This is a genomic window from Ruegeria sp. CDSC054 (assembly GCF_059610645.1).
This window is the reverse complement of sequence record NZ_JBXWOA010000003.1, coordinates 182552-205820: the sequence shown is the minus strand read 5'-3', so window position 1 is coordinate 205820 and position 23269 is coordinate 182552. Positions and strand designations below refer to the sequence as shown.

31 protein-coding genes are annotated in these 23269 nt (G+C 54.3%); 30 read left to right on the top strand and 1 reads right to left on the bottom strand.

Translation table 11 applies throughout. The annotated features are described in order from the left end of the window. Positions 1-590: 590 nt before the first annotated feature. The gene (locus AC2FGC_RS08740) at positions 591-1028 is read right to left on the bottom strand and encodes a helix-turn-helix domain-containing protein (RefSeq protein ID WP_496782061.1); all 438 of its coding nucleotides are present in this window, start codon (positions 1026-1028) and stop codon (positions 591-593) included. A gap of 312 nt (positions 1029-1340) precedes the next feature. On the opposite strand from AC2FGC_RS08740, the gene AC2FGC_RS08735 reads away from it, so the two are divergent. From AC2FGC_RS08735 to AC2FGC_RS08590, 30 genes are all read left to right on the top strand, one after another. Further along, positions 1341-2123, top strand: a complete 783-nt coding sequence (locus AC2FGC_RS08735) for a DNA-methyltransferase (protein ID WP_496782059.1) — start codon at positions 1341-1343, stop codon at positions 2121-2123. Next, complete coding sequence (locus tag AC2FGC_RS08730; protein ID WP_496782057.1) at positions 2116-2547, top strand: putative PDDEXK endonuclease; 432 nt, start codon at positions 2116-2118, stop codon at positions 2545-2547. The genes AC2FGC_RS08735 and AC2FGC_RS08730 overlap by 8 nt, the downstream gene beginning before the upstream one ends. Continuing rightward, positions 2544-3392 (top strand): DUF1376 domain-containing protein, encoded by an 849-nt coding sequence (locus AC2FGC_RS08725; protein WP_496782055.1) that lies wholly within the window; start codon positions 2544-2546, stop codon positions 3390-3392. Before AC2FGC_RS08730 ends, AC2FGC_RS08725 begins: the two co-directional genes overlap by 4 nt. Before the next feature lie 10 nt (positions 3393-3402). Then, the gene (locus tag AC2FGC_RS08720) at positions 3403-3735 is read left to right on the top strand and encodes a hypothetical protein (protein ID WP_496782054.1); all 333 of its coding nucleotides are present in this window, start codon (positions 3403-3405) and stop codon (positions 3733-3735) included. Next, positions 3732-4097, top strand: coding sequence for a helix-turn-helix domain-containing protein (locus AC2FGC_RS08715; RefSeq protein WP_496782052.1), 366 nt, complete (start codon positions 3732-3734; stop codon positions 4095-4097). Before AC2FGC_RS08720 ends, AC2FGC_RS08715 begins: the two co-directional genes overlap by 4 nt. Next, positions 4094-4504, top strand: a complete 411-nt coding sequence (locus AC2FGC_RS08710; protein ID WP_496782049.1) for a hypothetical protein — start codon at positions 4094-4096, stop codon at positions 4502-4504. The genes AC2FGC_RS08715 and AC2FGC_RS08710 overlap by 4 nt, the downstream gene beginning before the upstream one ends. 347 nt (positions 4505-4851) lie before the next feature. Further along, on the top strand, positions 4852-5163 hold the full coding sequence (locus AC2FGC_RS08705; protein ID WP_496782047.1) for a hypothetical protein: 312 nt from the start codon (positions 4852-4854) through the stop codon (positions 5161-5163). Continuing rightward, complete coding sequence (locus tag AC2FGC_RS08700; protein ID WP_496782046.1) at positions 5160-5363, top strand: hypothetical protein; 204 nt, start codon at positions 5160-5162, stop codon at positions 5361-5363. Before AC2FGC_RS08705 ends, AC2FGC_RS08700 begins: the two co-directional genes overlap by 4 nt. Positions 5364-5683: 320 nt before the next feature. After that, a complete protein-coding gene (locus AC2FGC_RS08695; protein ID WP_496782044.1) occupies positions 5684-6136 on the top strand; it encodes a hypothetical protein in 453 nt (150 codons plus the stop codon). 408 nt (positions 6137-6544) lie between these two features. Continuing rightward, the gene (locus tag AC2FGC_RS08690) at positions 6545-6694 is read left to right on the top strand and encodes a hypothetical protein (RefSeq protein WP_496782042.1); all 150 of its coding nucleotides are present in this window, start codon (positions 6545-6547) and stop codon (positions 6692-6694) included. Further along, entirely contained in the window at positions 6691-6900 is a 210-nt protein-coding gene (locus AC2FGC_RS08685) for a hypothetical protein (RefSeq protein ID WP_496782040.1), read from the top strand. The genes AC2FGC_RS08690 and AC2FGC_RS08685 overlap by 4 nt, the downstream gene beginning before the upstream one ends. Next, the gene (locus tag AC2FGC_RS08680) at positions 6897-7139 is read left to right on the top strand and encodes a helix-turn-helix domain-containing protein (protein WP_496782038.1); all 243 of its coding nucleotides are present in this window, start codon (positions 6897-6899) and stop codon (positions 7137-7139) included. The genes AC2FGC_RS08685 and AC2FGC_RS08680 overlap by 4 nt, the downstream gene beginning before the upstream one ends. A 68-nt stretch (positions 7140-7207) precedes the next feature. Next, positions 7208-7489, top strand: a complete 282-nt coding sequence (locus AC2FGC_RS08675; protein ID WP_496782036.1) for a hypothetical protein — start codon at positions 7208-7210, stop codon at positions 7487-7489. Positions 7490-7521: 32 nt separating this feature from the next. After that, a complete protein-coding gene (locus tag AC2FGC_RS08670; RefSeq protein ID WP_496782034.1) occupies positions 7522-8805 on the top strand; it encodes a phage terminase large subunit in 1284 nt (427 codons plus the stop codon). Between the two features lie 238 nt (positions 8806-9043). Beyond that, entirely contained in the window at positions 9044-10234 is a 1191-nt protein-coding gene (locus AC2FGC_RS08665) for a hypothetical protein (RefSeq protein WP_496782032.1), read from the top strand. Then, a complete protein-coding gene (locus AC2FGC_RS08660; protein ID WP_496782030.1) occupies positions 10235-12331 on the top strand; it encodes a portal protein in 2097 nt (698 codons plus the stop codon). Then, positions 12328-12543, top strand: a complete 216-nt coding sequence (locus tag AC2FGC_RS08655) for a hypothetical protein (protein ID WP_496782027.1) — start codon at positions 12328-12330, stop codon at positions 12541-12543. The genes AC2FGC_RS08660 and AC2FGC_RS08655 overlap by 4 nt, the downstream gene beginning before the upstream one ends. Beyond that, positions 12536-13504 (top strand): hypothetical protein, encoded by a 969-nt coding sequence (locus AC2FGC_RS08650; protein WP_496782025.1) that lies wholly within the window; start codon positions 12536-12538, stop codon positions 13502-13504. Before AC2FGC_RS08655 ends, AC2FGC_RS08650 begins: the two co-directional genes overlap by 8 nt. Positions 13505-13534: 30 nt before the next feature. Beyond that, positions 13535-14479 carry an SU10 major capsid protein gene (locus AC2FGC_RS08645; RefSeq protein WP_496782024.1) on the top strand — a complete coding sequence of 315 codons (945 nt, stop codon included), beginning with the start codon at positions 13535-13537 and terminating at the stop codon, positions 14477-14479. A 180-nt stretch (positions 14480-14659) separates the two neighbouring features. Beyond that, positions 14660-14941 (top strand): hypothetical protein, encoded by a 282-nt coding sequence (locus AC2FGC_RS08640; protein ID WP_496782023.1) that lies wholly within the window; start codon positions 14660-14662, stop codon positions 14939-14941. After that, positions 14941-15531, top strand: coding sequence for a phage adaptor protein (locus AC2FGC_RS08635; RefSeq protein WP_496782022.1), 591 nt, complete (start codon positions 14941-14943; stop codon positions 15529-15531). Before AC2FGC_RS08640 ends, AC2FGC_RS08635 begins: the two co-directional genes overlap by 1 nt. Beyond that, entirely contained in the window at positions 15528-16991 is a 1464-nt protein-coding gene (locus tag AC2FGC_RS08630; protein ID WP_496782021.1) for a hypothetical protein, read from the top strand. The genes AC2FGC_RS08635 and AC2FGC_RS08630 overlap by 4 nt, the downstream gene beginning before the upstream one ends. After that, positions 16991-17383, top strand: coding sequence for a hypothetical protein (locus tag AC2FGC_RS08625; RefSeq protein WP_496782020.1), 393 nt, complete (start codon positions 16991-16993; stop codon positions 17381-17383). Before AC2FGC_RS08630 ends, AC2FGC_RS08625 begins: the two co-directional genes overlap by 1 nt. Further along, positions 17380-17778: a hypothetical protein gene (locus AC2FGC_RS08620; protein ID WP_496782019.1), complete on the top strand. Its 399-nt coding sequence runs from the start codon at positions 17380-17382 to the stop codon at positions 17776-17778. The genes AC2FGC_RS08625 and AC2FGC_RS08620 overlap by 4 nt, the downstream gene beginning before the upstream one ends. Beyond that, positions 17778-18689, top strand: a complete 912-nt coding sequence (locus AC2FGC_RS08615; protein WP_496782018.1) for a tail fiber domain-containing protein — start codon at positions 17778-17780, stop codon at positions 18687-18689. Before AC2FGC_RS08620 ends, AC2FGC_RS08615 begins: the two co-directional genes overlap by 1 nt. Beyond that, the gene (locus AC2FGC_RS08610) at positions 18689-19927 is read left to right on the top strand and encodes a hypothetical protein (protein WP_496782017.1); all 1239 of its coding nucleotides are present in this window, start codon (positions 18689-18691) and stop codon (positions 19925-19927) included. The genes AC2FGC_RS08615 and AC2FGC_RS08610 overlap by 1 nt, the downstream gene beginning before the upstream one ends. Beyond that, complete coding sequence (locus AC2FGC_RS08605; RefSeq protein ID WP_496782016.1) at positions 19924-21504, top strand: hypothetical protein; 1581 nt, start codon at positions 19924-19926, stop codon at positions 21502-21504. Before AC2FGC_RS08610 ends, AC2FGC_RS08605 begins: the two co-directional genes overlap by 4 nt. Positions 21505-21703: 199 nt before the next feature. Continuing rightward, positions 21704-22363, top strand: a complete 660-nt coding sequence (locus AC2FGC_RS08600) for a D-alanyl-D-alanine carboxypeptidase family protein (protein ID WP_496782014.1) — start codon at positions 21704-21706, stop codon at positions 22361-22363. Further along, positions 22364-22978: a phage baseplate protein gene (locus AC2FGC_RS08595; protein ID WP_496782011.1), complete on the top strand. Its 615-nt coding sequence runs from the start codon at positions 22364-22366 to the stop codon at positions 22976-22978. After that, positions 22975-23265, top strand: coding sequence for a hypothetical protein (locus AC2FGC_RS08590; RefSeq protein ID WP_496782009.1), 291 nt, complete (start codon positions 22975-22977; stop codon positions 23263-23265). Before AC2FGC_RS08595 ends, AC2FGC_RS08590 begins: the two co-directional genes overlap by 4 nt. The last annotated feature ends 4 nt before the right edge of the window (positions 23266-23269 follow it).

Sequence of the window (23269 nt, the reverse complement as noted above, 5' to 3'; positions counted from 1 at the left end):
AACAAGTGACGCGCGGCTTTATTTGGATTTTGCTGGCCGGATCATGAGAATTTACGCAGCTTTAGGGGTCGATTACCTCGAGCGCGCGTTAATCATCACGCTAGTAAAAGACCCTGGACCGTGGGGGGTTTCTGAGCTCGCCACATATATAGGGCAGAACCGTACAACCGTTTATCGGCGCTTGTTGCTGAGGGAAGATCAAGGGGTTTGCCGACGGATCGGGGTAAAATGGGAGGCGACCCCAGATGGTCGCGCGGGAGCAGTTCGGTTGGTCAATGAGGTTGGTGCAGCAGCAGTCAGAGGGACCCCTTTGAGCGAGGATTTAATCCAGCTATGTGCGACCCTAAACCCTAATGCGAACATCAGCGAGGCACGACTGATTAAGTTTTCCCCATTAAACATAACTATATAGCGCATATTTAGTGAGCGTTCAAAATGAACGCCTAGGATATTGCAATTTGAGACTTCGCATCTCTAGGGTGAGGGGGTAATAAAAAAAATCCCTAAAGGTACAGAATGGAACGTGAAGAAATACTAATTGAGGCCGCGAGAAAGACCGGCCTGACTATCGATTTTCTATTTGAACTGACTCAGGGCTTATCGCGCCAAGCGTTGCGCAAGGTCATCGGCAACGCATCATCTATGCCTTCATACATGAAGTCCATTGATAGCCCGTATTTCTTCCGTAGAGCGAGAGCGCCATCCAGCGATAAGCGGTGAGATCCAGCTTCCCATAGGGAGTAAGCAGGTCGCTTTATGTTGATGGACTCGGCGTAGTCAGCCTGAGTCATTTTCTGGATTTCCTCGCGGTGCCATTTCAGACGCTCCGCAATATCCAGGTAGGGTCTGGGCTTCTCCGGGTTCATGGTGTTGACCTTAAATTGCTTAATTGCTTTACGCCAACTCTGCTTTTTAGCTTGACCTTTGTTAAATGATTTAGCATCATGTGCGATATGGACAGTATCGTGCATCAAATCACCAGTGCTTTGGGCTCTGACGCAATCTGCGCCGAGCTTAACGTCAAACATCACTCCATCCGTTACGCGAAATTCAAGGGTCGCTTCACCGCCAGTTGGTATGGTGTGCTTTCTGAAATGTGCGCAGAGGCAGGGATTGATTGCCCCAAGAGCGCATTCACGTTTCTTCCCCGAGCTAACAATATTAGCACCAAGGATAGCGAAATCAAGGGCAGGGTAAGGAAAACCGGCAAATCAGGTACATCTAAGGCGAGCGCTGGTTCCGCGCCTCTCCCTGCGAAAAGCGGGGGCGAGTGAGTGGCTATTATTCGCGAAGAGCGCATAGGCGACTGCCGGTTAATACAGGGCGATTGTCTTGAGGTTATGCCGCTGCTGGACCCGGTTGACGCTGTGGTGACATCGCCGCCTTACGATAATCTGCGCAACTATGGCGAGGATTTCCAAGGTGTAGACCTGCTAAATGCAATTTCCGGGGTCGCAACGTGCTTGAAGCGCGGCGCGGTGTGTATGTGGAATGTAGCAGACGCCACAATAAAAGGCTCTGAAACAGGCAGTTCTTTTCGGCAGGCGCTACACGCGATGAACTGCGGTTTAAACCTGCATGACACTATGATTTACGTTAAAGATAACGTGAACTTTCCAGAGGATGTGCGTTATTTCTCTGGGTTTGAGTACATGTTTGTCTTTTCAAAAGGCGCACCTAGGACATTCAACCCGATCAAAGACCGCCCGAATAAATGGGCCGGGACTTTAATGCACGGGACGGACAGGCAGCCAGACGGTACAACCAAGAAAAGCTCTGGGGTTGGAAAAGAAATTAAGCCATTCGGGATGCGCTTCAATTACTGGCGTTTGACCAACAACAGCAACAAGAGCAACGGGCACCCTGCTCCCATGCCTTACGCAATGGCGCATGACCACGCTCAAAGCTGGACCAACCAAGGCGATACAATCCTAGATCCCTTCATGGGCAGCGGAACAACCCTAGTTGCCTGCGCCAAGATGGGCCGTAAAGGCATCGGTATCGAACTGGACCCGGAATATTTCGACATAGCCTGCAAACGGGTTGAGGAAGCCTATCGACAGCCCGACCTATTTGTCCCTGCGCCTGCGCAACCAAAGCAGGAGGGTTTTGACCTTGGGTAGCCACAGCCGCACAAAGGGCGCGTCGTATGAACGTGAGGTGGCGAAAGAGCTGTTCGCCCTCACCGGCATCACCTTTGCCCGCAACCTGCGCCAGTATCAAGGACCGGGGTTTGATGACCTAATCCCAGATGAACCGGCGTTTCCGTTTTCACCGGAACTAAAGCGCCGCGCGAAAGCAAGCACCTGCGCTGATGGCTGGAAGAAGCAAGCCACAGAGGCCGCAGAACGGCAGGGCAAGATCCCTGCAGTAATATGGCGGGGTGACCGTATGGAAACCCGCGCCACGGTCCCAATGCGGGCTTTCTGTGGGGCTTTTCCGGCTGACCTATGGGCGGATCTTACCCTTGAAGGTTTCGCCGCTCTGGCGCGCGAGATCATGGCAGGAGCATACCTTACATATATCTTTGACGGAGGAAGTAAATGAGCATCCTGCACATCGCCTTTTACCCCTCTGACTGGCTGGCCGGAACGCGCGGAATGTCCGACGCCGAGACAGGCGTTTACATCGCCCTCATTGCCAAGATGTATGAGATGGCCGGACCCATTGAGCGGGACGATAATCGCCTGTCCCGACTGTGCGGTTGTAAGTCAAAAGCATCCTTCCTGAAGTCGCTCGAATACCTGATTTCCGAGGGCAAAATCATTGAGACACAAAACGGCCTTTTCAACGAAAGAGTCGAAAAAGAGATTCAAAACACGACAGAAAAGAGTGCGAAAGCTAAAGCAGCAGCGCAATCACGTTGGGATAAAAAATCCAATAAAAACAATGGAGGCACTAATGCGAACGCATCCCCCAAGCATATGCCCCAGCGATGCCAGTTAGAGTTAGAACCAGAGTTATATAATAAGGATACTAACGTATCCATGTCCGTTTCGCCCGCAAATGGGCTGACTGAAGCTGTAAAGATTTACAACACAGCGGCTGAGGTTTCCGGATGGCCCCAAGTCCAGAAGATATCTCCAAATCGTTCTAAGCAAATTCGCGCCCGGCTGCAGGAATGCGACGGGGTCGAGGGCTGGCGTATCGCCGTTGAGAAGGCGCAAGCCTCAGACTTCCTCTGCGGGAGAACACAGAAGCCGTGGGCCGGATTTGGGTTCGATTGGCTGATCAAGTCTCAGAATTTCACCAAACTCATGGAGGGCAATTATGACAACCGAACTAGCAGTAACCAACCTGCCCAGAGACCCCAAAACAAATCTGACCCTGCCCTTGAGCAGATCGCTAGGCTCGCAGGACTTGGCGCAACATCGGGCAATGGTGGCCGTTGAGATGGAGGTCTTGGCAAAGAAATTCGACCGGTTCGGCTGGGATCGTGACCGCGGGTCTTTGGCGCATGACCGCACCCTTACTGACTGGATGGATGCGCTTCAGGACTATCCATTGAGCGAGATACAGAACGCCTGCAAGGCGGCAGTTCTCAGCAACCCCAACAAGATGCCGAATGAGGGGCATGTGAGGGCGGAAATCATGAAAGCTCGCGCCCTCGTGGTTTCTCGGACGCCTCGTATTGAGCGCGTTGAAGAGAAAACGCCGCCAGTCACGCCTGAGCAGGCAACGAAAATTCTTGAAAAGGCCGGATTCACGCCGCGCCGGTTTGGAGGCTCGAAATGAACGCGATGATGAGAATGGCGCAGCAAGAAAATAAAGCGGCAAAGGCCCATTGGGATAAGGGCCGGGACTTTGGGGTTGATATCAAGGCCGAGGTGACTCGCGTCTTGGGGTTAATGGACACGAAACCAATGTGGGATATCGTGAATGCCGCGGTTGAATCGTCTGACGTGACGGTTGATGAAATTCTGAGTCCAGTCCGGAGTAAAACGGTTGTTAGGATCCGGCAATACTGCATGTGGAAATCCAGGCAGTTTGGGTTTTCGCTTCTGCAAATTTCCGCATTTTTTGACCGCGACCATTCGACAGTCATGCACGGCTGCGAGGTTATTTCAAAAATTCTTGAAGATGGAGAAGGCCTATGACCCTGCATTCTCAGAAGCCATTCAATTACCGAAACGAGGACAAGGGGAGAGACCACGCCGTCGATGACGTTTCCTTGCAGAAGTACAGCGCAGATGAGGCGCGCGCGCTTGAGGATGCGATGATTAACGGCATTCCCAGCGCGGGGCGCTCCAGTAGGAAAGCATTTGCCCCGAACAAAGTAGGCCGACCCTCACTGTTCCCCATTTACGAGGCGCTGTTCCATAAGCATGGGGAACTTACAACAAATGACGTGAGGAACATGCTGCCGAAAGATGCGACGATTGGGAAAACTCGGCAGGCTATAGGCGGCGCGCTTGGTTATTTCTGGCGTCTTGGGCTTTTGGAGCGTGAATGGGTCAAACGTACCTGGCTTTGGCGTTTGGCTGATGACGAGCCGGGCGCATGACCCCCAAGCAATCACATATCCAGATAGCTGCGCTCTACGTTCAAACTGGTGGTAGTTATTTTAACCTTCCGGGCGTTGACCCGTGGGATGAGGAGCGGGACGCGCGTATGTACGGCGGGCCGTACCCGGTTGTTGCTCATTCCCCATGTCAGCGCTGGGGTAGAATGTGGAAAGGTCAGCCTGGAAACATTAAGCGCGGCAAAGTTGAGCGCAAGGGTGATGACAGCGGATGTTTTAAGTCGGCGCTATTTGATGTCCGAACCTATGGGGGCGTTCTAGAGCACCCATGGGGAAGTCATGCTTGGGTACATTTCGGACTAAACAAACCGCCTCGCTCAGGAGGATGGGTGAAGGCTGACGAATATGGGTGGACATGCTGCGTAGAGCAGGGACAGTACGGCCATTATTGCCCAAAGCCGACGCTACTTTATGCCGTCGGGGTCGACCCGCTTCCTTCACTGCGTTGGGGTGTCACTAAGGTCAGGGATGAGGATTTCCCGCAAGAGGCAGTTGCAAAGCACGGGATTGAATACTGCCGCAAGGCTGGCCTCATGGCGTTCAAGGGTGGCGGCAAGGATAGCACAGCCCGAATAGCAACCCCGCCAGAGTTTCGGGACTTGCTTATAGCAATGGCCCGCTCAGTGGAGATGGCCGCATGACCCCCAAGCAAATCGAGACACAGATAAGCCAGCTATGCAGGCAAGTGGACAACCAAGAGGCCACAATAAGCCGGCTGCGCAATGAGAACGGAACGCTGCGCCGGGAGCGCGATTACTGGAAACGGGAAGCGCACAGGCAGGCAGAACGCAAGCCAACGAGAGAAGAGATCCACAATGAGATATTTGGGGGGCAGGGGTGATGGGTGCAGCGTTTCCAAGGCAATCAGCCATTTGTGGAAGGGGTGAGTTATGAGATTTGGAACGTTCTGCTTTTTTCTTTTCTTGGTTGCGGCGGTCGACCCGGAAGGATTCGGGGGTCTCATCGGGAAAATTCTTCTGGCCGTAAGTTTGGGGGTCTTAGAGTAATATGGGCAAGGGTGATAAGCGAAACCGCAAGAGCTTTGACATAGCACCAGCACCACGAAAGAGGGCACGGGGTCGGAAGCGTATGGATGAGATCCGGACCGAAAGGCTCGGCCGCAATCCTCACAAGCCAGCTCTGGAAGCTAGAGCCCGACAGATGGGGCATAAGGCCGATAAGTGGGAGATGATGCAGTTCCAGGCGCTCGGGGAGCCTGCCGGTCGGGCGTTCTTCGCTGCTTGCACAGTGGAGGACGCCGTGGGGCTGTGGTCTGTCTATGCCGGGCTGACAAACGCCGAGGCGCGCTATCACCGCGTCTGTCTGGGTAAGAGCATGGCCGCAAAGGTGGCAAAAGTGGAGTTTCTGCCCGAGTCATTCGAAGCAAATCCGGATGAAGCCCCAGACGCGCGCGACGAGGATGAAATCCACAGGGCGGCGACAAACAATTGGAATAGGTGGCGCGGCTGGTTCAACCAGTTAGGGTTAGGTGACCGGGCTATCATTCAATCGGTTTCGCGCGGCTGGGTCGATCCCATGATAGATGGAAAGCTGACCGCAAAGGGCAAAGTTTTCGTCAAAGCGGTTGAGCATCTATCAGAAGTTGTTGACTGATGGGATGGAACACGCTATTATCATCCCAACGGGATGGCTTGCCTAGTAGATGGGCAGGCCATTTTGATTCCGCCCTTTGGTGGCATATCGAAGCCTTAAAGCTGGATAGCCTAGCGCCGCACTGATAAAGCGGAGTTCGATGTGCCTCCTGAGCGCGGAGCCTGAACGGTACTGACAGGCCCAAATAGCGTAAGCGAGTAGACCAATTCTGCGTCCCAGGGTGCGCCCGAAGAACTGGCCCGCCTCTCAACGATGCGCCTCTGGGCGGGTTTTCTTTAATGTTACTTCCGCCGAACACAATGCCAGTTTATAGCGCTTACGTCATAACGTAAATTTATGACCTTTACGCCATAGCGTACGCTGCGCCAGCCCAGCGGAAACCGGCTGGCAACCAATTCCGGGGGAATGATGGACCCAGATGAAGATCAGCCCCTATTCTTTGAGTACGAGGTTGACGAGGAAGGGTTCACGCTCATCACTAACATGTCGGATGAGCAGGTTATTGAAATGCTGGTAACGCAATTCATTCAGCGCAATACGCAGGGGATGGTTCATTGACCCCCACTAACGAGGAATACGTTATCGCCGGGTTTTGCGAAGCGGTAACAAACGACCTCGATAATCGGGTGACATGGTACGCCGTGCAAAACGCTAGCGATGGCAAGACATTCAACGGGCGACAGTTCGACGCCAACGTAAGCGCAGCCCTACAGGCGGGCGACTGGCTGGACAAGGCCGTTGAGACCTACAGGGGTAGCCAATGATTGAAATCGACTCACTGCTAAACGATCAGGTGAGCGCCTCATATACCGAGGACGATGCAATTCGTGCCCTTATGGGTGAGGACGTGGCCGCTGATCGGGAGGATGCAATGATGTTCGCTCTGACATTCAGGGCTCGCGGCGCATCTCTCACAGAGATAGCCAACACTTTGGGCATCACAGAGCCCGATGTATATGACTTGCTGAATAAGGCAATCTCCAAGGTCACACTGGGACTTTAACAAAATAATCAACACAAGCTAGAGGCAGGCAACCGACACGCTCCCATGTGCGTCGGACCTGATAGGTCATGGCTAAACCAAAGAAAGCGCCAACCAAATTACAGCAAGAGCAAATCAGGTCGCGAATCCAAGCTACCCAGCTCATAAAAAGGTTGGAAAATTATGCACTTGGTATGCCAGAGGCAAATGCAACCGACCCTGACGCGCCGCCAGTTGAGTTAGATAGCGGTAGACTGAAGGCAATTGAGATACTTTTACGCAAATCACTGCCTGACTTGCAAAGCGTCACAATGGAAACGGGCGATAGCGGGTTTGTTATCAACATCGCGTCGGACGTTAAGAAACTTTGACATTCAAACTTAACCCCGGCCAGAAGCGCGCAATGAAGACCGTGCTAGAGCAGGGGTATCGCTACAATCTGCTATATGGCGGGTCGCGGTCGGGAAAGTCTGCTCTGCTTGTGTCATGCGATCAGGACAGGGCTTTAGCCGCGCCGGGTTCAAGGCACCTAATTGTTCGAAAGGAAATGTCAGCGGCCCGTGTATCTATCGCAATGGATACGTTCCCTAAAATGTGGTCGCTCAGATATCCCGGCATTCCCCAGCCAACCTTTCACAAGCTAGACGGTGTTTGGGAATTCCCTAACGGGGCAGAGATATGGCTCGGCGGGCTGAACGATGACAAGGCCGTTGAAAAGATGTTGGGCCGCGAATACGCCACGATACACGGCGAGGAGATCAGCGAGTGGCCTTATCACTGGTTCACGTTGCTGCGCTCGCGCTTGGCTCAACAGGTTGAGTATCAGGACGGGGGCATCATGTCTCAGCGGTTCTACGGCACGCTGAACCCAACGACGCGGATGCACTGGACTTACCGGCTCTGGCGTGAAGGTGTCGACCCACAGGATGAGGTTCCGATCGACCGGAGCCAGTACGCTTACTGCGTGGTCAACCCGTATGACAACCAAGCCAACCTGTCAGGGGATTACTTGGCTGACCTTGAGGCGCTACCTGAGCGACAAAAGAAGCGATTCCTGCTCGGTGAGTATGTAGCCGACGATGAAAACGCACTGTGGCGTCGTGAATACTTCCATCGCTCGGTGCTGCAGGAGGATGGAGATTATCCCGTCCAGATGCAGCGTATCGTTATTGCGATCGACCCGGCTGTGTCAAACAACGCCGGATCTGATGAGACGGGGATTATCGCGGCTGGCTTGGGTAAGGACGGCAACGCCTACATTCTCGCAGATGAGAGTGGCAAGTACCGTCCAGAGGAATGGGCGCGACGGGCAATCAGCCTGTATCACAGCCTCGATGCAGACAGGATTGTCGCGGAGATAAACCAAGGCGGGGATATGGTTGAGTCCACAATCCGCGCACAGGCCTCAGACGTGCCGTATAGGGGCGTAAGGGCAACAAAGGGCAAGGCGGTTAGGGCCGAGCCCGTAGCGGCGTTGTATGAGCGCGGCAAGGTGTTCCACATTGGGCAGTTCCCCGAGCTTGAGGACCAAATGTGCTCGGTCACAACCGGGTTTGATAGCAAGGTCACGGGCTGGTCACCGGATCGGGCCGACGCAGCCGTGTGGGCGTTAACGGATCTATTCCCCAGCCTGACAAGAAAGCAGCACACGGGTTCAATTCCGGTGCCTGAATTTTCAATGATTTAAGGGGTGCGGGATGGAATGGTTACCTTTGATAACGGTTGAGTATGAAGGCGGTTACTACAGCCCAGACCGCAACCCGGAAGCCCCCATAAGGATCTACCCGGATCGCACCATAGAAGATGACATCGCAGCGGCGATGCGTCCATCTTTGGTGCGTGAGCGTTTGTCTCGCAAAGAGTTTCGCAGGGTGCGTAGGGCAGCGAAATTAAATCGCCTCGAAAGTCGGGTTTAAAGGTGTAAGATGGCTGATTTCTTTTCGAGAGAGGCGGGGCAGAACCGCCGCCAATGGCTCGACTCCATGCTCGACTACTACATTGCCAAACCCGCGAACAAGTATCTGGGGCCAACTGGCTTGCCGGGTAAGGTGCAGACCGCGGGGCAGGCACTGGAGTTCACAGACGCAGGCGACATGAGCGCAGCGGCTGACGCATCGGCTAATCTCTGGAACAACCCGACGATTGGTAATGCGGCTGAATACGCTGCAGCGGGCGCTGCTCTGGCACTGCCGATGTATAGCCACAAGATGGGCGAGGGCATTTTGTCCGTCGCTGATGATCTGGTGAAGGGGTACGATCCGAATACGTTGGGTGCGTTTCGCGTGTGGCACGGTTCGCCGCATGACTTTGACAAGTTCAGCATGAATAAGATTGGCACGGGCGAGGGAGCGCAGGCTTACGGGCACGGGCTTTATTTTGCTGAAGCCGAAGATGTAGCGCGGGGGTATCAACAGGCGCTAGCGGCTAACGGCTACAACAACACGGACAACTATTCCCGCGCACTTGAAGCCGGATTGAGCGCTGCGGAATTCGATAACTTCGAAGCCATCGCGCGACAGACAATCAGAGACCCAGATACCTTAGCCAAGGCGTTCTTTGATTGGAACGACGATTGGGCGCCGCTGCGGAATAACCCTGAAGAATATGAGGGTATTCGTAAATTCGCGCAGGACTATCTTGAGGGGTTTCCAGAAGGCCGCCTTTACGAGGTCGCCATAGACGCCGAACCAGAGGATTTCCTTGATTGGGATGCGCCTTTGAGGGATCAGCCCTCTATTTTGGACCGCTTCGGGTACAACGAAGCTAAATATCCAGAGGATTGGATTCCAGACCTAGATATGACAGGCGCGGGGCTCTATCGCCACTTGGGTGGAGATTCCGCAATCGGTCAAACGAATAGCGCAGGCGCATTAGCGTCAAATGCTAGCAGACCGATACGCACTAAAGACGGGTCAATCATTAATAAGCCTTTAGGCATCAAAGGCATCAAGTACCTAGATCAAGGCTCGCGCGGTGCAGGCGACGGAACACGCAACTATGTCCTGTTTGATGACAGCCTAGCCCATATCCTCAGCAAAAACGGCAAACCGGAAAACACCGAGCAAGCGAACCGAATGCGGGCGCTGCTTGAGTCGTATCTTTTAGAGGCGCAATAGATGAACCAGCTTAAAAGCACGATCTCGCGCCTGATTCAGGACGCGACCGATAAGGATGCGTCAAACATCCGCACGGATCTGAATGACAGATACCTGGGCGAGAAGTATGGCGACGAGAAGAGGGGCAAGTCTCAGTTTGTCTCGACGGACGTATCTGACGCGATTGAGGCCATTCTACCCGATATTCTGGACGTGTTCACCTCTGCCGAAGATATCCTTGAGTTTGACCCGGTCGGGCCAGAGGATGAGGACGCAGCCAAGCAGGAAACCAGCGTTGTTTCCCATTTGTTCTGGCAGAAGAATCGCGGCTTTGAAAACCTGTATGTGTGGGTCAAGGAAGCGCTGATCTCTCAGAATTCCTATGTCCGATTTGGCTGGGAGGACAAAGAGCGCATCACGATCGAGGATTACGAGGATCTGACCCCGGATGAACTGACGGCGGTTCTGTCCCAGATTGATGGCGAATATGAAATCCTTGAATCCGATCAGGACGAGGAAACCGGGTCGATCGACATTAAGATCCGCTGCGTCAAGAAGTCCAAGCAGTATGTGATCGAGACCATTCCACAGGAAGAGTTCTTTATCACTCCGCGGTGGAACAAGGTTGGATTGGATGGCGTCCCGTGCTGCGGACATCACCGCAAGCTGACACGCAGCGACCTAAAGGCGATGGGGTTTTCTCAGGAAAGCATAGACCGCGCCTTTGACGATGAGGACGAGTTTCAGGACGATGCCCGCAACGACACTCAGGACCACTTCGAATCCGAGGCAGACGAGGGCGACGGTCCAACCCAGACTGTGCGCGTCTATGAGGCGTATCTATGGGCCGACCGGAACGATGACGGCATTACTGAACTCTTGAAGGTTTGGGCCACTGGTGACGGCTCCCAGATCATGGAATGGGAAGATGGCAGCGAGGCGATTGAGGAAGTCTCTGGCCTGCCGTTCGCGTCCCTGACGCCTTACATCATGCCGCACCGCCACGTTGGTCGGTCTATGGCCGAACTGGTTGACGATATCCAAAAAATCAAAACCATCCTGATGCGGACCACGCTGGATAACATCTATGCCACGCAGTACGGGCGTCCGATTGTAGATGAGGATAAAATAACACCGAACACCTACAACGATATCGTTAACCCGGCGCATGGTTCTCCCATCCGGTACGGCTCCGATGTTTTGAATTTTTATGCCCCTCCGTCCATTGCAGGCGCAACGCTCCCCCTCATGGAGGCGTTTGAGAGCGTGAAAGAGCAGCGCACAGGCGCAACGCGGTACAACCAGGGTCTTGACGCTGAGTCATTGAACAAAACGGCAACGGGCATTCAACAAATCATGAACGCCTCTCAGAAGAAAACCAAGCTGATAGCCCGCACCTTTGCGGAAACCGGCTTGCGGGATTTGTTTCTGGGCATTCACCGCGACCTGCGCGCCGGGCCGATGAAAGAGATTGCGCTCAAGCTTAAAGGTCAGTGGGTATCGATGAACCCCCGCACATGGAAAGACCGCACAGACATGACTGTGAATGTTGGTATGGGCCGCGGCGATCGGGACGAAAAGCGGCAGCTCTACATGCTGATGAGTCAAGTGCAAGAAAAGCTGATGATGGGTCAATCGCGCATGGTCGACGAAAGTAAGTTGTTTGCCACGGCTGAACGTATGGCAGAAACATACGGCGTCGAGAGTATCGAACCGTTCCTGCATGACCCGGCAAAACTTCCACCGCCTCAGCAGCAGTCCGAGCAGCCAGACCCGGCAATGCAGATGGCGGCCGCTCAGATACAGAACATGCAGCAGGAGACAGCCAACCGTGCCTCAAAAGACCAAGCCGAAATCGCCCTCAAGTCCCGCGAATTGGACATCAGGGAGCGCGAACTGGCGGTTAAAGAGGCAGAAGCACGAGGCAAAGCGTTTAAGTCTGCGGCAGATGTTCAGGCGAACATGCAGAAACTGGAGCTGGAACGCGACAAAGCGGTAAACGAGGACGATTACAAGCGCGACAAGATGGCAATGGATGCTGTTACGGGCGCGCTCGATCGTGAGGCGCAGGAGTTCAAAAGCACTCCCGCCGTTCCCTATAATGAGGTTGGCGAATGAACGCCAAGCGCATCGAACAACTCCTAAATGATGAAGATTTTCAGTCAGTCGTTGAAGCCTACAAGGCCCGGCTGACGAAAAAGGTCATGTCTGCGGCAACCTCACAAGAGGACCGTGAGAAGGCACTGACAAAGCACCACGTCGTGGATGAAGTCGTGAAAGGGCTTCTGAGCGCGGCGCAGCAATTAGAGGAATCTAACGACAATGGATGAGAACCTTAACGAGGCAATCTCAGTCGAAGATGCAGCAAGTCTGATGTTCGAGGAACCTAAACAGGCTACCCCCGAAGCGGATGACGTGACCGATGAGGTCGAAACGGACGAAGAGTCCGAAACCGAGGAACTGGAAGCCGACGAGTTGGAAGCCGATGACGGCCAAACCGACGACGAGGACGAAGGCGACGAGGAAACCGATGAAATCGAAGAAGAGGACACCGTCGAAGAAGATGACGATCCGGTCTTTGAGATTGAAACGGTCAACGGGAAACAAGAGGTCTCACTTTCGGACCTGACTGCGGGCTTTATGCGCCAGTCGGACTATACGAAAAAGACGATGGAACTGGCAGGACAGCGCAAGGCGCTTGAAGGCCAGAACCAAGAGGTTTCCCAGATCAAACAGCAGCTCTCCGAAGCTCTGGAATATTGGGCGGTTCCTATGGAACAGGAACCGAATTGGGCAGACATTGCGCAAGAACGAACCCCGCAAGAAGTGTTCGCACTTCAGCAGCAATGGGGCGAGCGTCAAAAGCGCAAGGAGCAGGCATCACAGCATCATCAGGCGCTGCAGGCACAGGAAATCGAACGGACACGCGCAGAGGAAACCGAAAAGCTATTCGGTGTTTTCCCTGAATGGCGTGAACCGGCAGTTTTCCAGGCTGCAGCACAGAAGGTGATGGAAACGGGTGGCAACTACGGGTTTTCGGCTGAAGAAATGGCCGGACTTGTGGACCATCGCATGATCCGAGTGATCGAAGATGCGCGCAAATACCGCGAGATTCAGCAGGCAAAGCCGAAAGTGACCAAGAAGGTTTCCAAGGCCCCTAAGAAACTCAAGGCAGGGTCCAAACCCGACAAAGCAGAGCAGGTGAAGGCGGCACGTCAGAAGCAAATGGACCGCCTCAAGCAAAGCGGCAGTGTGAATGATGCTGTCGATCTACTCCTTTCGGGAGATTGAACGCGCGGTCCTAATCACAGGACTTAGCAAATGGCACAGCCAACAAATACCTTCGACTCATACGACTACTCCAACAGTATTCGTGAGGATCTCTCCAACATCATCACCAACGTAGACCCCGACGAGACTCCGCTTTACAGCAAGTCTTCGAAGGGCAAAGCGTCGTCGACCAACACCGAGTGGTTGACTGACGCCCTGCGCGCATCGGCAAACAATGCGCACGTCGAAGGTGATGACACCACGGCGGAAGCCCGCACCGCGCAAACCCGCGTCGGCAACTACACCCAGATCTTCAAAAACGCGGTTGTCATTCCTGACACCGACGAGGGCCTGGACAATGCTGGCAAAGGCCGCGCGATGGCTTACGAGGTGATGAAAGTCGCCAAAGAGCAGAAACTGGACATTGAACGCGCCCTGTTTCTGAATAACGCCAAAGTTGCCGGCAACTCGACAACTGCACGTGAACTGGGCGGTCTGCCGACTTGGTTGACAAGCAACATCAGCGAAGGCGCAGGCGCCACCTCGGCAACCGGTGCAGGCGCTGCAGCTCGTACCGGCGGTACTGCACGGGCTCTGACTCAGACCATCTTTGACGGTGTGATGCAGGAAGTGTGGGACAATGGCGGCAAGCCTGACACTGTTTATCTGCCTTCGGGTCAGATGAGCACCGTTCTGGGCTTCACCGGGTCGAACAACCAGCGTGCAACCATCGATGCCAGCAAAACCAAGGTCGTGAACGTCACCGACGTTTATATGACCCCTTGGGGCACCGTTGAGTTCAAGATGGATCGTGAGATGGGTTCGGATCAGTTGTTTATCGTCCAGTCGGACATGATCGAAATCCCGACCCTGCGCGGTATGACCAACAAGGCCTTGGCAAAGACCGGCGACAACGAGAAGCGCCAGGTTGTCTGCGAACTGACCCTGAAGGTTCGCAACGAAAAGGCACTCGGCGGCATCTACGACCTGTCGTAACAAATACGGGGCGTCCCTACGGGGGCGCTCCTACCTCTTAGGGGACTCCCATGAAAGTTGAAATTTTAGTCTCGTCCGTTCGCGGCGAGGAAAACCGCCTCTATGAGATGGGCGTAAGAGACATGCCGAAATCTGACTTTGACGCGATCAAGGCACATAGACCAGAGGCCGTGAAAAAGCATGAAACTATTCGAAAAAAACAGCCTGCAAGACGGAAAGCTAATTCGGCAAAGGACGTTTGACGCAACCCCGCAGATTGAGGACGCGAAAGCGCTCAGGGACGCGGGAATTGACGGATATTCAGAAAACAAGCTGGTTGCTCGTATCCCAAACTGGTTGATCCACGAGTGGCTGAAGGAAGCCGGCGTGTCTCACAGCGACCCGGCCGCGCAAGACGTTCTGCGCAAGAAGCTGTTGAGTGGTGATGCTGACGCATTCCGCGTGTGGAAAGGGACGTTCTAATGGACAATTTCGGTGAACTGAAGGCGGCCCTCCTTGCGGAAATCGGTCGCGCGCCTTCTCCCGTTGTTTACGACCTTGTAAACTCTGACATAAATCGCCACCTGCGGACGGCTGAGATGAAATCAGAGACCACGCTCGTTGGAACAACAGGGATCGACATTCCCAGCGGGTATCTTGGTGCCATTCGGGTTTATATCGATGGCAACCCTATCCGGTCGCTTAATCCCACATCGATTAATGCGTTGGACAAGATGTATAGTGTCGGCGGCCAGCCTACGCACTACGCAATCGAGCATGGGAAAATGTACCTTAACCCCGTGCCTGATGCCGACGTGACCGTAACAATGATATACTATGGGCGGAAATCTGTCTTTGAGGATGACACAGACACGAACGCCGTTCTGGATAAACACCCAGGCGTCTATTTTTACGGTTGCCTGATGCATCATTCCATCATGAAACAAGACGCTGAAAAAGCGACCCTGTGGAAATCGGCTTATGACATGTCAGTTGAATCGGCCAATCAGGTTGATATTAGCGGCCGATTTTCGGGCTCTCCTGTTCATGTTGTCGGGGATGTCTGCGAATGAATGTCGAATACCCGTTTGGGTCATGGCTCCCGGACCAGACTGATTACAAGAATCCGGGCCTTGAGTTGTGCAAGAACACAATCCCATCGGCGCGCGGGTATCAGCCTGCCCCGTCCGTTCTTACGACAAGCGCGACCATTAGCGGGGATGTTCTCGGCGCGATAGGATATGAGCGCGCAGACGGGACGTCCTGCGTTGCCGTGGCAACAACTGCTGACCTGTACACGATAATCAACGGCACCGTCATTGCATCAGGCTTGAGTTTTTCCCTGAATACTCTTGCCCGGTTCAATTTTGAGCAATTTGGCGATGCCCTTTATGCAAACAGTAAATCGCAAGGCTGTTACCGCATCGCGGACGTTGAGACGGGTACAACCTTTGTTGCCGCAACGCCACCCAAGGCAAATGCAATGGGCAAGGTTGGTGATTTCCTGGTGGTTGGAGATATCGAGGATTTAGACGCATCCGACCAGCCCTATAAGCTGCGGTTCTCTCCGTTTAACAACCCTGAAGGAAGCTGGACGCCGGATATAGCAACACAAACGCAAGGCGTTGAGTTGGACAGAGGGCAGGGCAAGGTGGTCTCTATTGCCGGCGGCGACTACGGGCTTGTTTTTCAGGAATACGGTATTTCCCGGATCACATACTCTGGTGGCGGTGCGGTATTCGCAAAAGAAAACTTTGAGAAAAACCGGGGATGCGCGGCACCGCTTAGCACAGTTAGGGTCGGTGCTCTGACGTATTTTCTAAGTCATGACGGGTTTTCAGTCACAAATGGGGATACCGTTTCAACAATCAGTCGGGGCCGGATCTGGGAGTGGTTCAGGTCGGCATCTGAGACGTCACTATACCATCGCGTTTCTGGGGCAGTTGACTGGCCGCGTCGGTGCGTTGTCTGGACCTTCCCTGTTAAGGGGTCTGGGAACCTCGAAAAGCAGCTTTATTACAATTGGGAAACCAAAGACTGGTCGTATACCGAAAACAGCGTTGAATTTTTCGTCTCTGCCAAGCGTGAGGATATGACTCTGGAGGACGTTGCCGCAGCGTACCCAGACTTGGACGCAATGATGCTTAGCCTGGATAGTCCGACGTTCCGTGCTGAGGGCCGGGCATTGTCCTGCTTCTCTGGAACCAGTCTTAGCACCCTTGACGGGCCTTCACTTGAAGCATGTTTTGATACTGGCGATTTCCAGCCCGCACTGGGGCGTCGTACTTTTGTTGACGAGATAACACCACTCATCAACGAGGACACTCTGGGGGTTACCGGGTCAATCGGCGCGCGGGACGTATCCGTTACGACGCCAACATTTTCCCCGATTACGGGGCAAGGGCCGCTCGGTTACATCCCGTTTTCGGTTGATGGGCGGTATGTTCGTGTAAGGATTGTTATTCCAGCCGGGCTTAATTGGACGGACGCATACGGGTTTCAGGCACACTATCAGCCTAGCGGGAGGCTCTAATGCGCGAAATGCAGTTTAGACAGGTTCCCGCCGATTTAGCGGCGGTAAGAACGCGCCCGGTTGCAATTGCGCACTTCAACATCACTGCAACTGCTATCGGCTCGGCACAAACGATTTTCACGGTACGGGACAACATCTCACTAGAGATAAAGCGGCTATCGGTTGTGAATACGACTGGAACGGCTGCAACTCTATATCTGCACACGGTTCCCGAGGCTGGATCCGCTGCTGCGGGGAATGCGGAGATTTTCGGGACATCCATTGCCGCCAATACATCTGCGGATCTAACGGATGTTATTCAGGGCCTGTATCCTGCGGGGACAACGCTTGAGGTTTACTCCGGCACAAACGGCGCTCTGGTCATTCACGGCTGGGGGTTGGAGAACTTATGACCCCGATCCCCGTCAAATCTGGTGAAGTTGATGATTGGCTGCCAATGGTCGAGTGGCACCTAAACAGTTTTTGCGAAAACGGCATCTATAAACCAGAGGATCTGATTGCAGATATAAAAGACAGGCGGCGGCAACTTTGGATAGCTGTGAGCGGCGACGAGATTAAGGCTGTCCTGCTAACAAGCATTTCCGATGACCGCCTGAAAACCTGCATGGTGACGCACTGCGCGGGCGAGGGTGCCCGAGCGTGGATTCATCTTTTTAACGTAATTGAGAATTGGGCGCGCGCCGAAGGGTGCAAGCGCATAGAGGCAACAACCCGCCCCGGATGGGAGCGGCTATTGGGGCGGTTCGACATGGAAAAAAGCCATGTTGTTTTGGAAAAGAGGCTATAATGGGTAGCAGTAAGCAGACAACCACACAACGGGCTGACCCTTACGCACCAGCCCAACCTATGATCAATCAGGGGCTTAGTGAGGCTCAGAGCCTTTATGAGTCCGGGGGATTTAAGTCTGACCCGTATTCAGGGCAAATGGTCGCCGGGTTCGATCCGTTGCGCAGTCAGGCAATCTCTATGGGTCAAAACTCTGTCAATCAGAATTTGACCGACATAAACGCAGCAAGCGGTGTCTTGCAGCGGGCGATGGACCCGAATATCTCCGACGCGCTCAAGCAGAACGTAATGGAAAGCGTGATGCCAGGCATTAACGCGACATTCTCGAATTCAGGTATGACCGGATCGGACTTGCACCAGCAAAACCTGTCAAAAGGGCTGGCAACGGGCATGTCAGGACTGATTGACAACGCGGAAAACCGGGCAATTAGCGCGGCCCAAATGCTACCCACTTTGGGCCAGTACCGGACGGATCAATCGTCGTATCTGGATACCTTGGGGCAGGGTCGCCAGCAATACGGCCAGAATGTAATCAACGCCGACATGCTGCGCTATCAGCAAGGTCAGACCGCGGATGCGGACGCCTTGCGCGACTATATGGCGCTGACAACGGGCGCGGGTGGCCAGTTTGGGGTTCAATCCAGCACGCAGCGCGGCGGCGGCGCTGGCCCTCTCGGAATTCTGGGGCTTGGACTTCAGGCTTTGCCGTTGATGTCTGACCGGCGCGTAAAAGAAGATATTACGCGGGTCGGTTCACTGGATGACGGAACCCCCATTTATACCTACCGCTACAAGGGGCAGGAGCAGTTCCATATGGGCGTGATGGCTGATGAGCTTGAAGAGAAGCACCCTGACGCGGTTGTAACGCTGCCGAATGGTCTGAAGGCCGTTTACTATGGGGAGATCAGCTAATGGCCGGAATTTTTGGCGGTAACCCGATGAAGCCTCAAACAGCCAACCTGTTGCAAGGTTTGGGCTTGGGTCTTGCACAGCTTGACGCAGGCAGGACGCCAAACCTCGCGCCTATCTTTTCGCAGATGCAGGAGCAGGATAAGCAGGCACAAATGCAAGAGGCCATTGGCCCTGCGCTTGAGGGCATGGATCCGAAAATGCGCAGTGTGCTAGCCGCAATGCCGCCTCAACTTGCCTCACAATACATTATGAAAATGATGGAGCCTAAAGCGCCAACACGGGGCGTTGTTGTGAATGGCCGCCTTGTGAATCCAACGACCGGCGCTGTTATGGCGGATTATTCGACGCCAAAGGGACCGAACAACCGATTTATCCCCGGTGTTGGCATTGTTGACATGGATAACCCGCCACCAGAAGTGCTTGCGGGCACGTATGAAGGTGAGGCCGGTGACGGTGCCATTTACGGGCTAAATCCGATTTATGGGGAGGATGAAAACGGCAACCCCGTTTTGATTCAAATAGGAAATGACGGGACTTCTGTGCAAACACCATTGCCCGAAGGCGTGACCGTAGATCCGGCATTTAAGAGATATCAAGAAAACCTTGGGGCTGGCCTTGGTAAAAATGAGGCTGAAATCGCCACTGGGGGTGCTGCGTCCTCTGCTGTTCAGGCAGGCGAAAACGCGCAGAAGGCAGGATTTGAAGCATTCCAAAGCGCAGGTAAGGTGCGCGCAAGCATTGGCAACTATGACCGGGCGATCGATGCCCTTGATGCCGGCGCCAAATCGGGCGCGGTTGAGAAGTTTTTGCCAAACGTCACGACCGAAAGCGCTGAGCTAAAGAACGCTATGGACTCGATGGGTCTGGATGTTATCGGCTCGGTGACATTCGGTGCGTTGAGCGAAGGCGAACTTAAACTTGCGATGGAAACCGCCGTGCCGCGTAACCTTGACGAGACAGAGCTAAGAGAATGGCTCATTGCGCGTAAAGAAGCAGTCGAGAAAACCGAGGCGATGCTCCTTGATGCGGCCTATTTCCTGCAAACGCCGGGCAATACAATTACCGACTGGATGGACCGGAACAGAGGCCAGTTTAGCACAGTCCTGCCCGAGGGCGGCGATATTCAGACTCCTGACGTCGCGCCAGATTATCTGAGTGCGCAGGATCTGGAGCTCTGGGAATACATGACGCCCGACGAGCGAAATGCCATTCTGAAAACCTACGGGGGCAACCAATGAGCGCAGACGACATCAGAGCGGCGGCGCAAGCTAGGAAAGCCGCCTCCGAAAGAGCCAAGAAGCAGGCATCGGAGCCCAAACAGTCATTCTGGGATCGTATCGGCTACGGGGATGACGTTTGGCAGCGCCGTAGGGACAACATCATTGGTGACGATGACCCGACAACCCAGAATTTCGGTGAGAAAGCCGGAGCGTTACTAAACAAGGCGGGCGAAAACATCACTGCCGGCTTGATTGGTGAAGAGGCTTCAGCAGCGGTCGAAAGCATTCTGCCCGGTGTGAACTATGAGGACCGGCGCGACCACTACCGGGCGCAAGAGGCATTGGTTGAAGAGACCAACCCCGCCCTGGCGCTGACTGCGGATATAGGCGGCGCAATGCTTATGCCGGTGGGTGGAGTCGTTAAAGGCGCGACTACGGGCGCTAAGGCGCTAAAATCAGCCGGTCTGGGCGGTCTCATTGCGGGGACACTTGGGTTCACTGAAGGTGAGGGCGGCTTGCTGCCCCGAGCGACGGATTCAGCACTGTCTATCCCCTTGGGGCTGGCTGGAGGATACGCCGCGCCATACATCGCAAAGGCGGGCGGTAACGTTGTTGATAAGGTGAGGCGCGGAATCGCTACCCGGAATGCGAATAAGCTGGCGATTAAAGGAGCGCCCACAACTGAAGAACTCGCAGCGCAAGGGCGGGCCGCATATGAGGCAGTTGACAGCCTTGGGGTGCAAGTCAAGCCAGAGGCGTTTTCCCGTGCTAGAACAGGCATTCTTGATGACCTGAGAACCAACACCGGCTTTGATGAGTTGCCGGGACCGGGAAGCCTGACGCCAAAGTCTGCACGAACCATGCAGATTATGGATGAGGCTTCCGCCCGAATGGCTGAAAACCCAAACAATCCAGCACTGCCATTCCGGAGCATTGACCAGATGCGCCGTCAGGCAGGCGCGGCGGCCGGCAATGTTACCGAAAAGACGGATCAAAAGGCCGGGATGGAAATTATTAAAGGGCTGGATGATTTCATTGAGAATCTGAGTCCTGATGACGCAATCGCGGGTGATGTTAAAGCCTTGCCGGGTGCGATCAAAAAGGCACGCCAGACGTGGCAAACAATGTCCAAGTCTCAAAAGATTGACGACGCAATGGAAGCGGCGGAAAACTACCGCTGGGGTTTCTCCAATGGTATTCGTTGGCAGTTCAAAAAGATATTGAATACCCCCAAACTCAAGCGTGGATTCAGTGACGCTGAAATCAAGGCCATGCAGAAAGTCGTTCGCGGAACAATGCCGCAGAAGGTCTTGGACCTTATGGGCAGTGGTTTAACGCAGATTGGCGGCATCGCGGGCGGTGTTGTGACGGGTAACCCGCTTGCGGGGCTGGCTTTGACGGGCGCAAGTATGGGAGCACGTTCTGGGGCGAATGCGCTGGCGCGGAGAAACACAGAGGCCGCTAGGGCGCTAATTGCAAGCGGTCGGGCGGGTATCCTGCCTCAGATGCAGTTGCCCGGCTACAGCCCGACTGTAGAGCGTCTTACCCGGCAAGGTACGGGGGTACTATCCCCACAACTATCAACAGGACGATAATAACCGCCACGGACCCTAACGATGCGAAGATGATGGGCCAAGGGTATGGGCGGGTTTCGTCGGAAATCTTTGTGCTCTGCACAAAACCCCAAGCCGCAACGCTAAAAACTGCGAGCCCGAAAAACACACCTAAGACGATAATCGCAAATAGCTCAAAGTTATCCATGCGGCCAATATAGAAACTCCCGAGGTAAATTCAATGAATTATGACTGGTCGCGTTTCGCGGTCGGGGGTGCTGCCACGCGTCCTGACAGCTTCACAGGGTTAGATCCGGCCTTTGCGGGCAGTGTCTATCGGCTAACGAATGCCGCGCATGAGGCGGGTTTCCCGCTACAGATCACATCGGCTTACAGGTCGCCAGAGTTGCAGGGGCAGCTTTATGCCATTGCAATCAAGAAATATGGATCACCAGAGGCTGCGCGCAAGTGGGTGGCCCCTCCGGGGCGGTCTAGGCACAACAGCGGACACGCTGTTGATTTCGCCATGAATGGCGGGCTTTTGCGGGACGCTAATTCTCCTGCAGCGCAGTGGATAGCTGAAAACGCGCCGGAATACGGCTTGTCGGTCCCGATGTCCTGGGAGCCTTGGCAGGTTGAGCCCAGTGGGGCGCGAGGTGGCCCCGCAGTCACGCAGGAAACACAGCAAGCCTCGGGTGGAATTCTGGATTTCAGTGAAATGGAAACACCGGAACAAAAGCGAAACGGAATTCTTGCGGGGTTGGGTGAGGATCTGGTGGCTGCGGCGCAACCAAAAATTGCGCCGGTTCAGTTCGCTCCAAGGCAAGCGGCGGCAGTACAGGCATCAAACCGCGACCCGATGGCCGAATACCTACAATTTATCCAGTCTCTGGGGGCTTAAATGAGCATTACAGACTATGACAGCAATGCTGCAAATAACACAGATGTTAATGGCGTAAATATAGCTGAAGGGTGCTCGCCCGCAGGCATAAATAATGCTATTCGTGAAGTGATGGCGGATTTGGCCGGGATAGTTGATCTTTTTTATCCGGTTGGCTCCCTTTTCGTGTCTACATCTTCGACAAACCCCAACCTTAGATTCCCCGGAACCACTTGGGTTGCTTGGGGTGAGGATCGGGCGCTAGTTGGCGTTGGTAGCACAAGAAGCGTGAACGCTGAATTCGGCGCAGACACCCACACCCTGCAGGCCTTTGAACTTCCAGCACACGCGCACTGGTGTGACCCCCCCTCTACATCCACCACAACCAACGGAAGCCACGCCCACACATCAACCGCACCAGTGTTAGTTCTTACTGGTGCCGGGGGCACCACAGAAGGTCAGGGCGGCGGCGGCTATGATCAATGGTATAACTTCAGTCAAATCATGAATAGTGCAGGCGACCACGCTCACGCGGTCGATATACCCGGGTTTAGCTCTAGCAGTGTTGGCAGCGACACACCGCACAACATTGTTCAGAAATCAAAGGCTGCGTATATATGGGAGCGCACATCATGACCGGGGTTCGTGAACCGTGGCATTTAGACAAGCGTGTTCCCTTAGCGTTAATCTTTACAATTCTAGGCCAAACGGCACTGGCGGGATGGTTCGCCGCCTCACTGGCAGCGCGGGTTGAGACGCTGGAACGGGATGTTGAGCGCCAACGCCTCGTTGATACGCAACAAACTGAGGCGATCAACCGCGCCGAGCGGCAGGACGTCGCCCAAAGCCAAAAGCTTGAAAACATTCTCGACATTGTTGAGCGCATGGACCGCAGGTTAGAGCGCTATATTGAGCAGGACTGAGGCA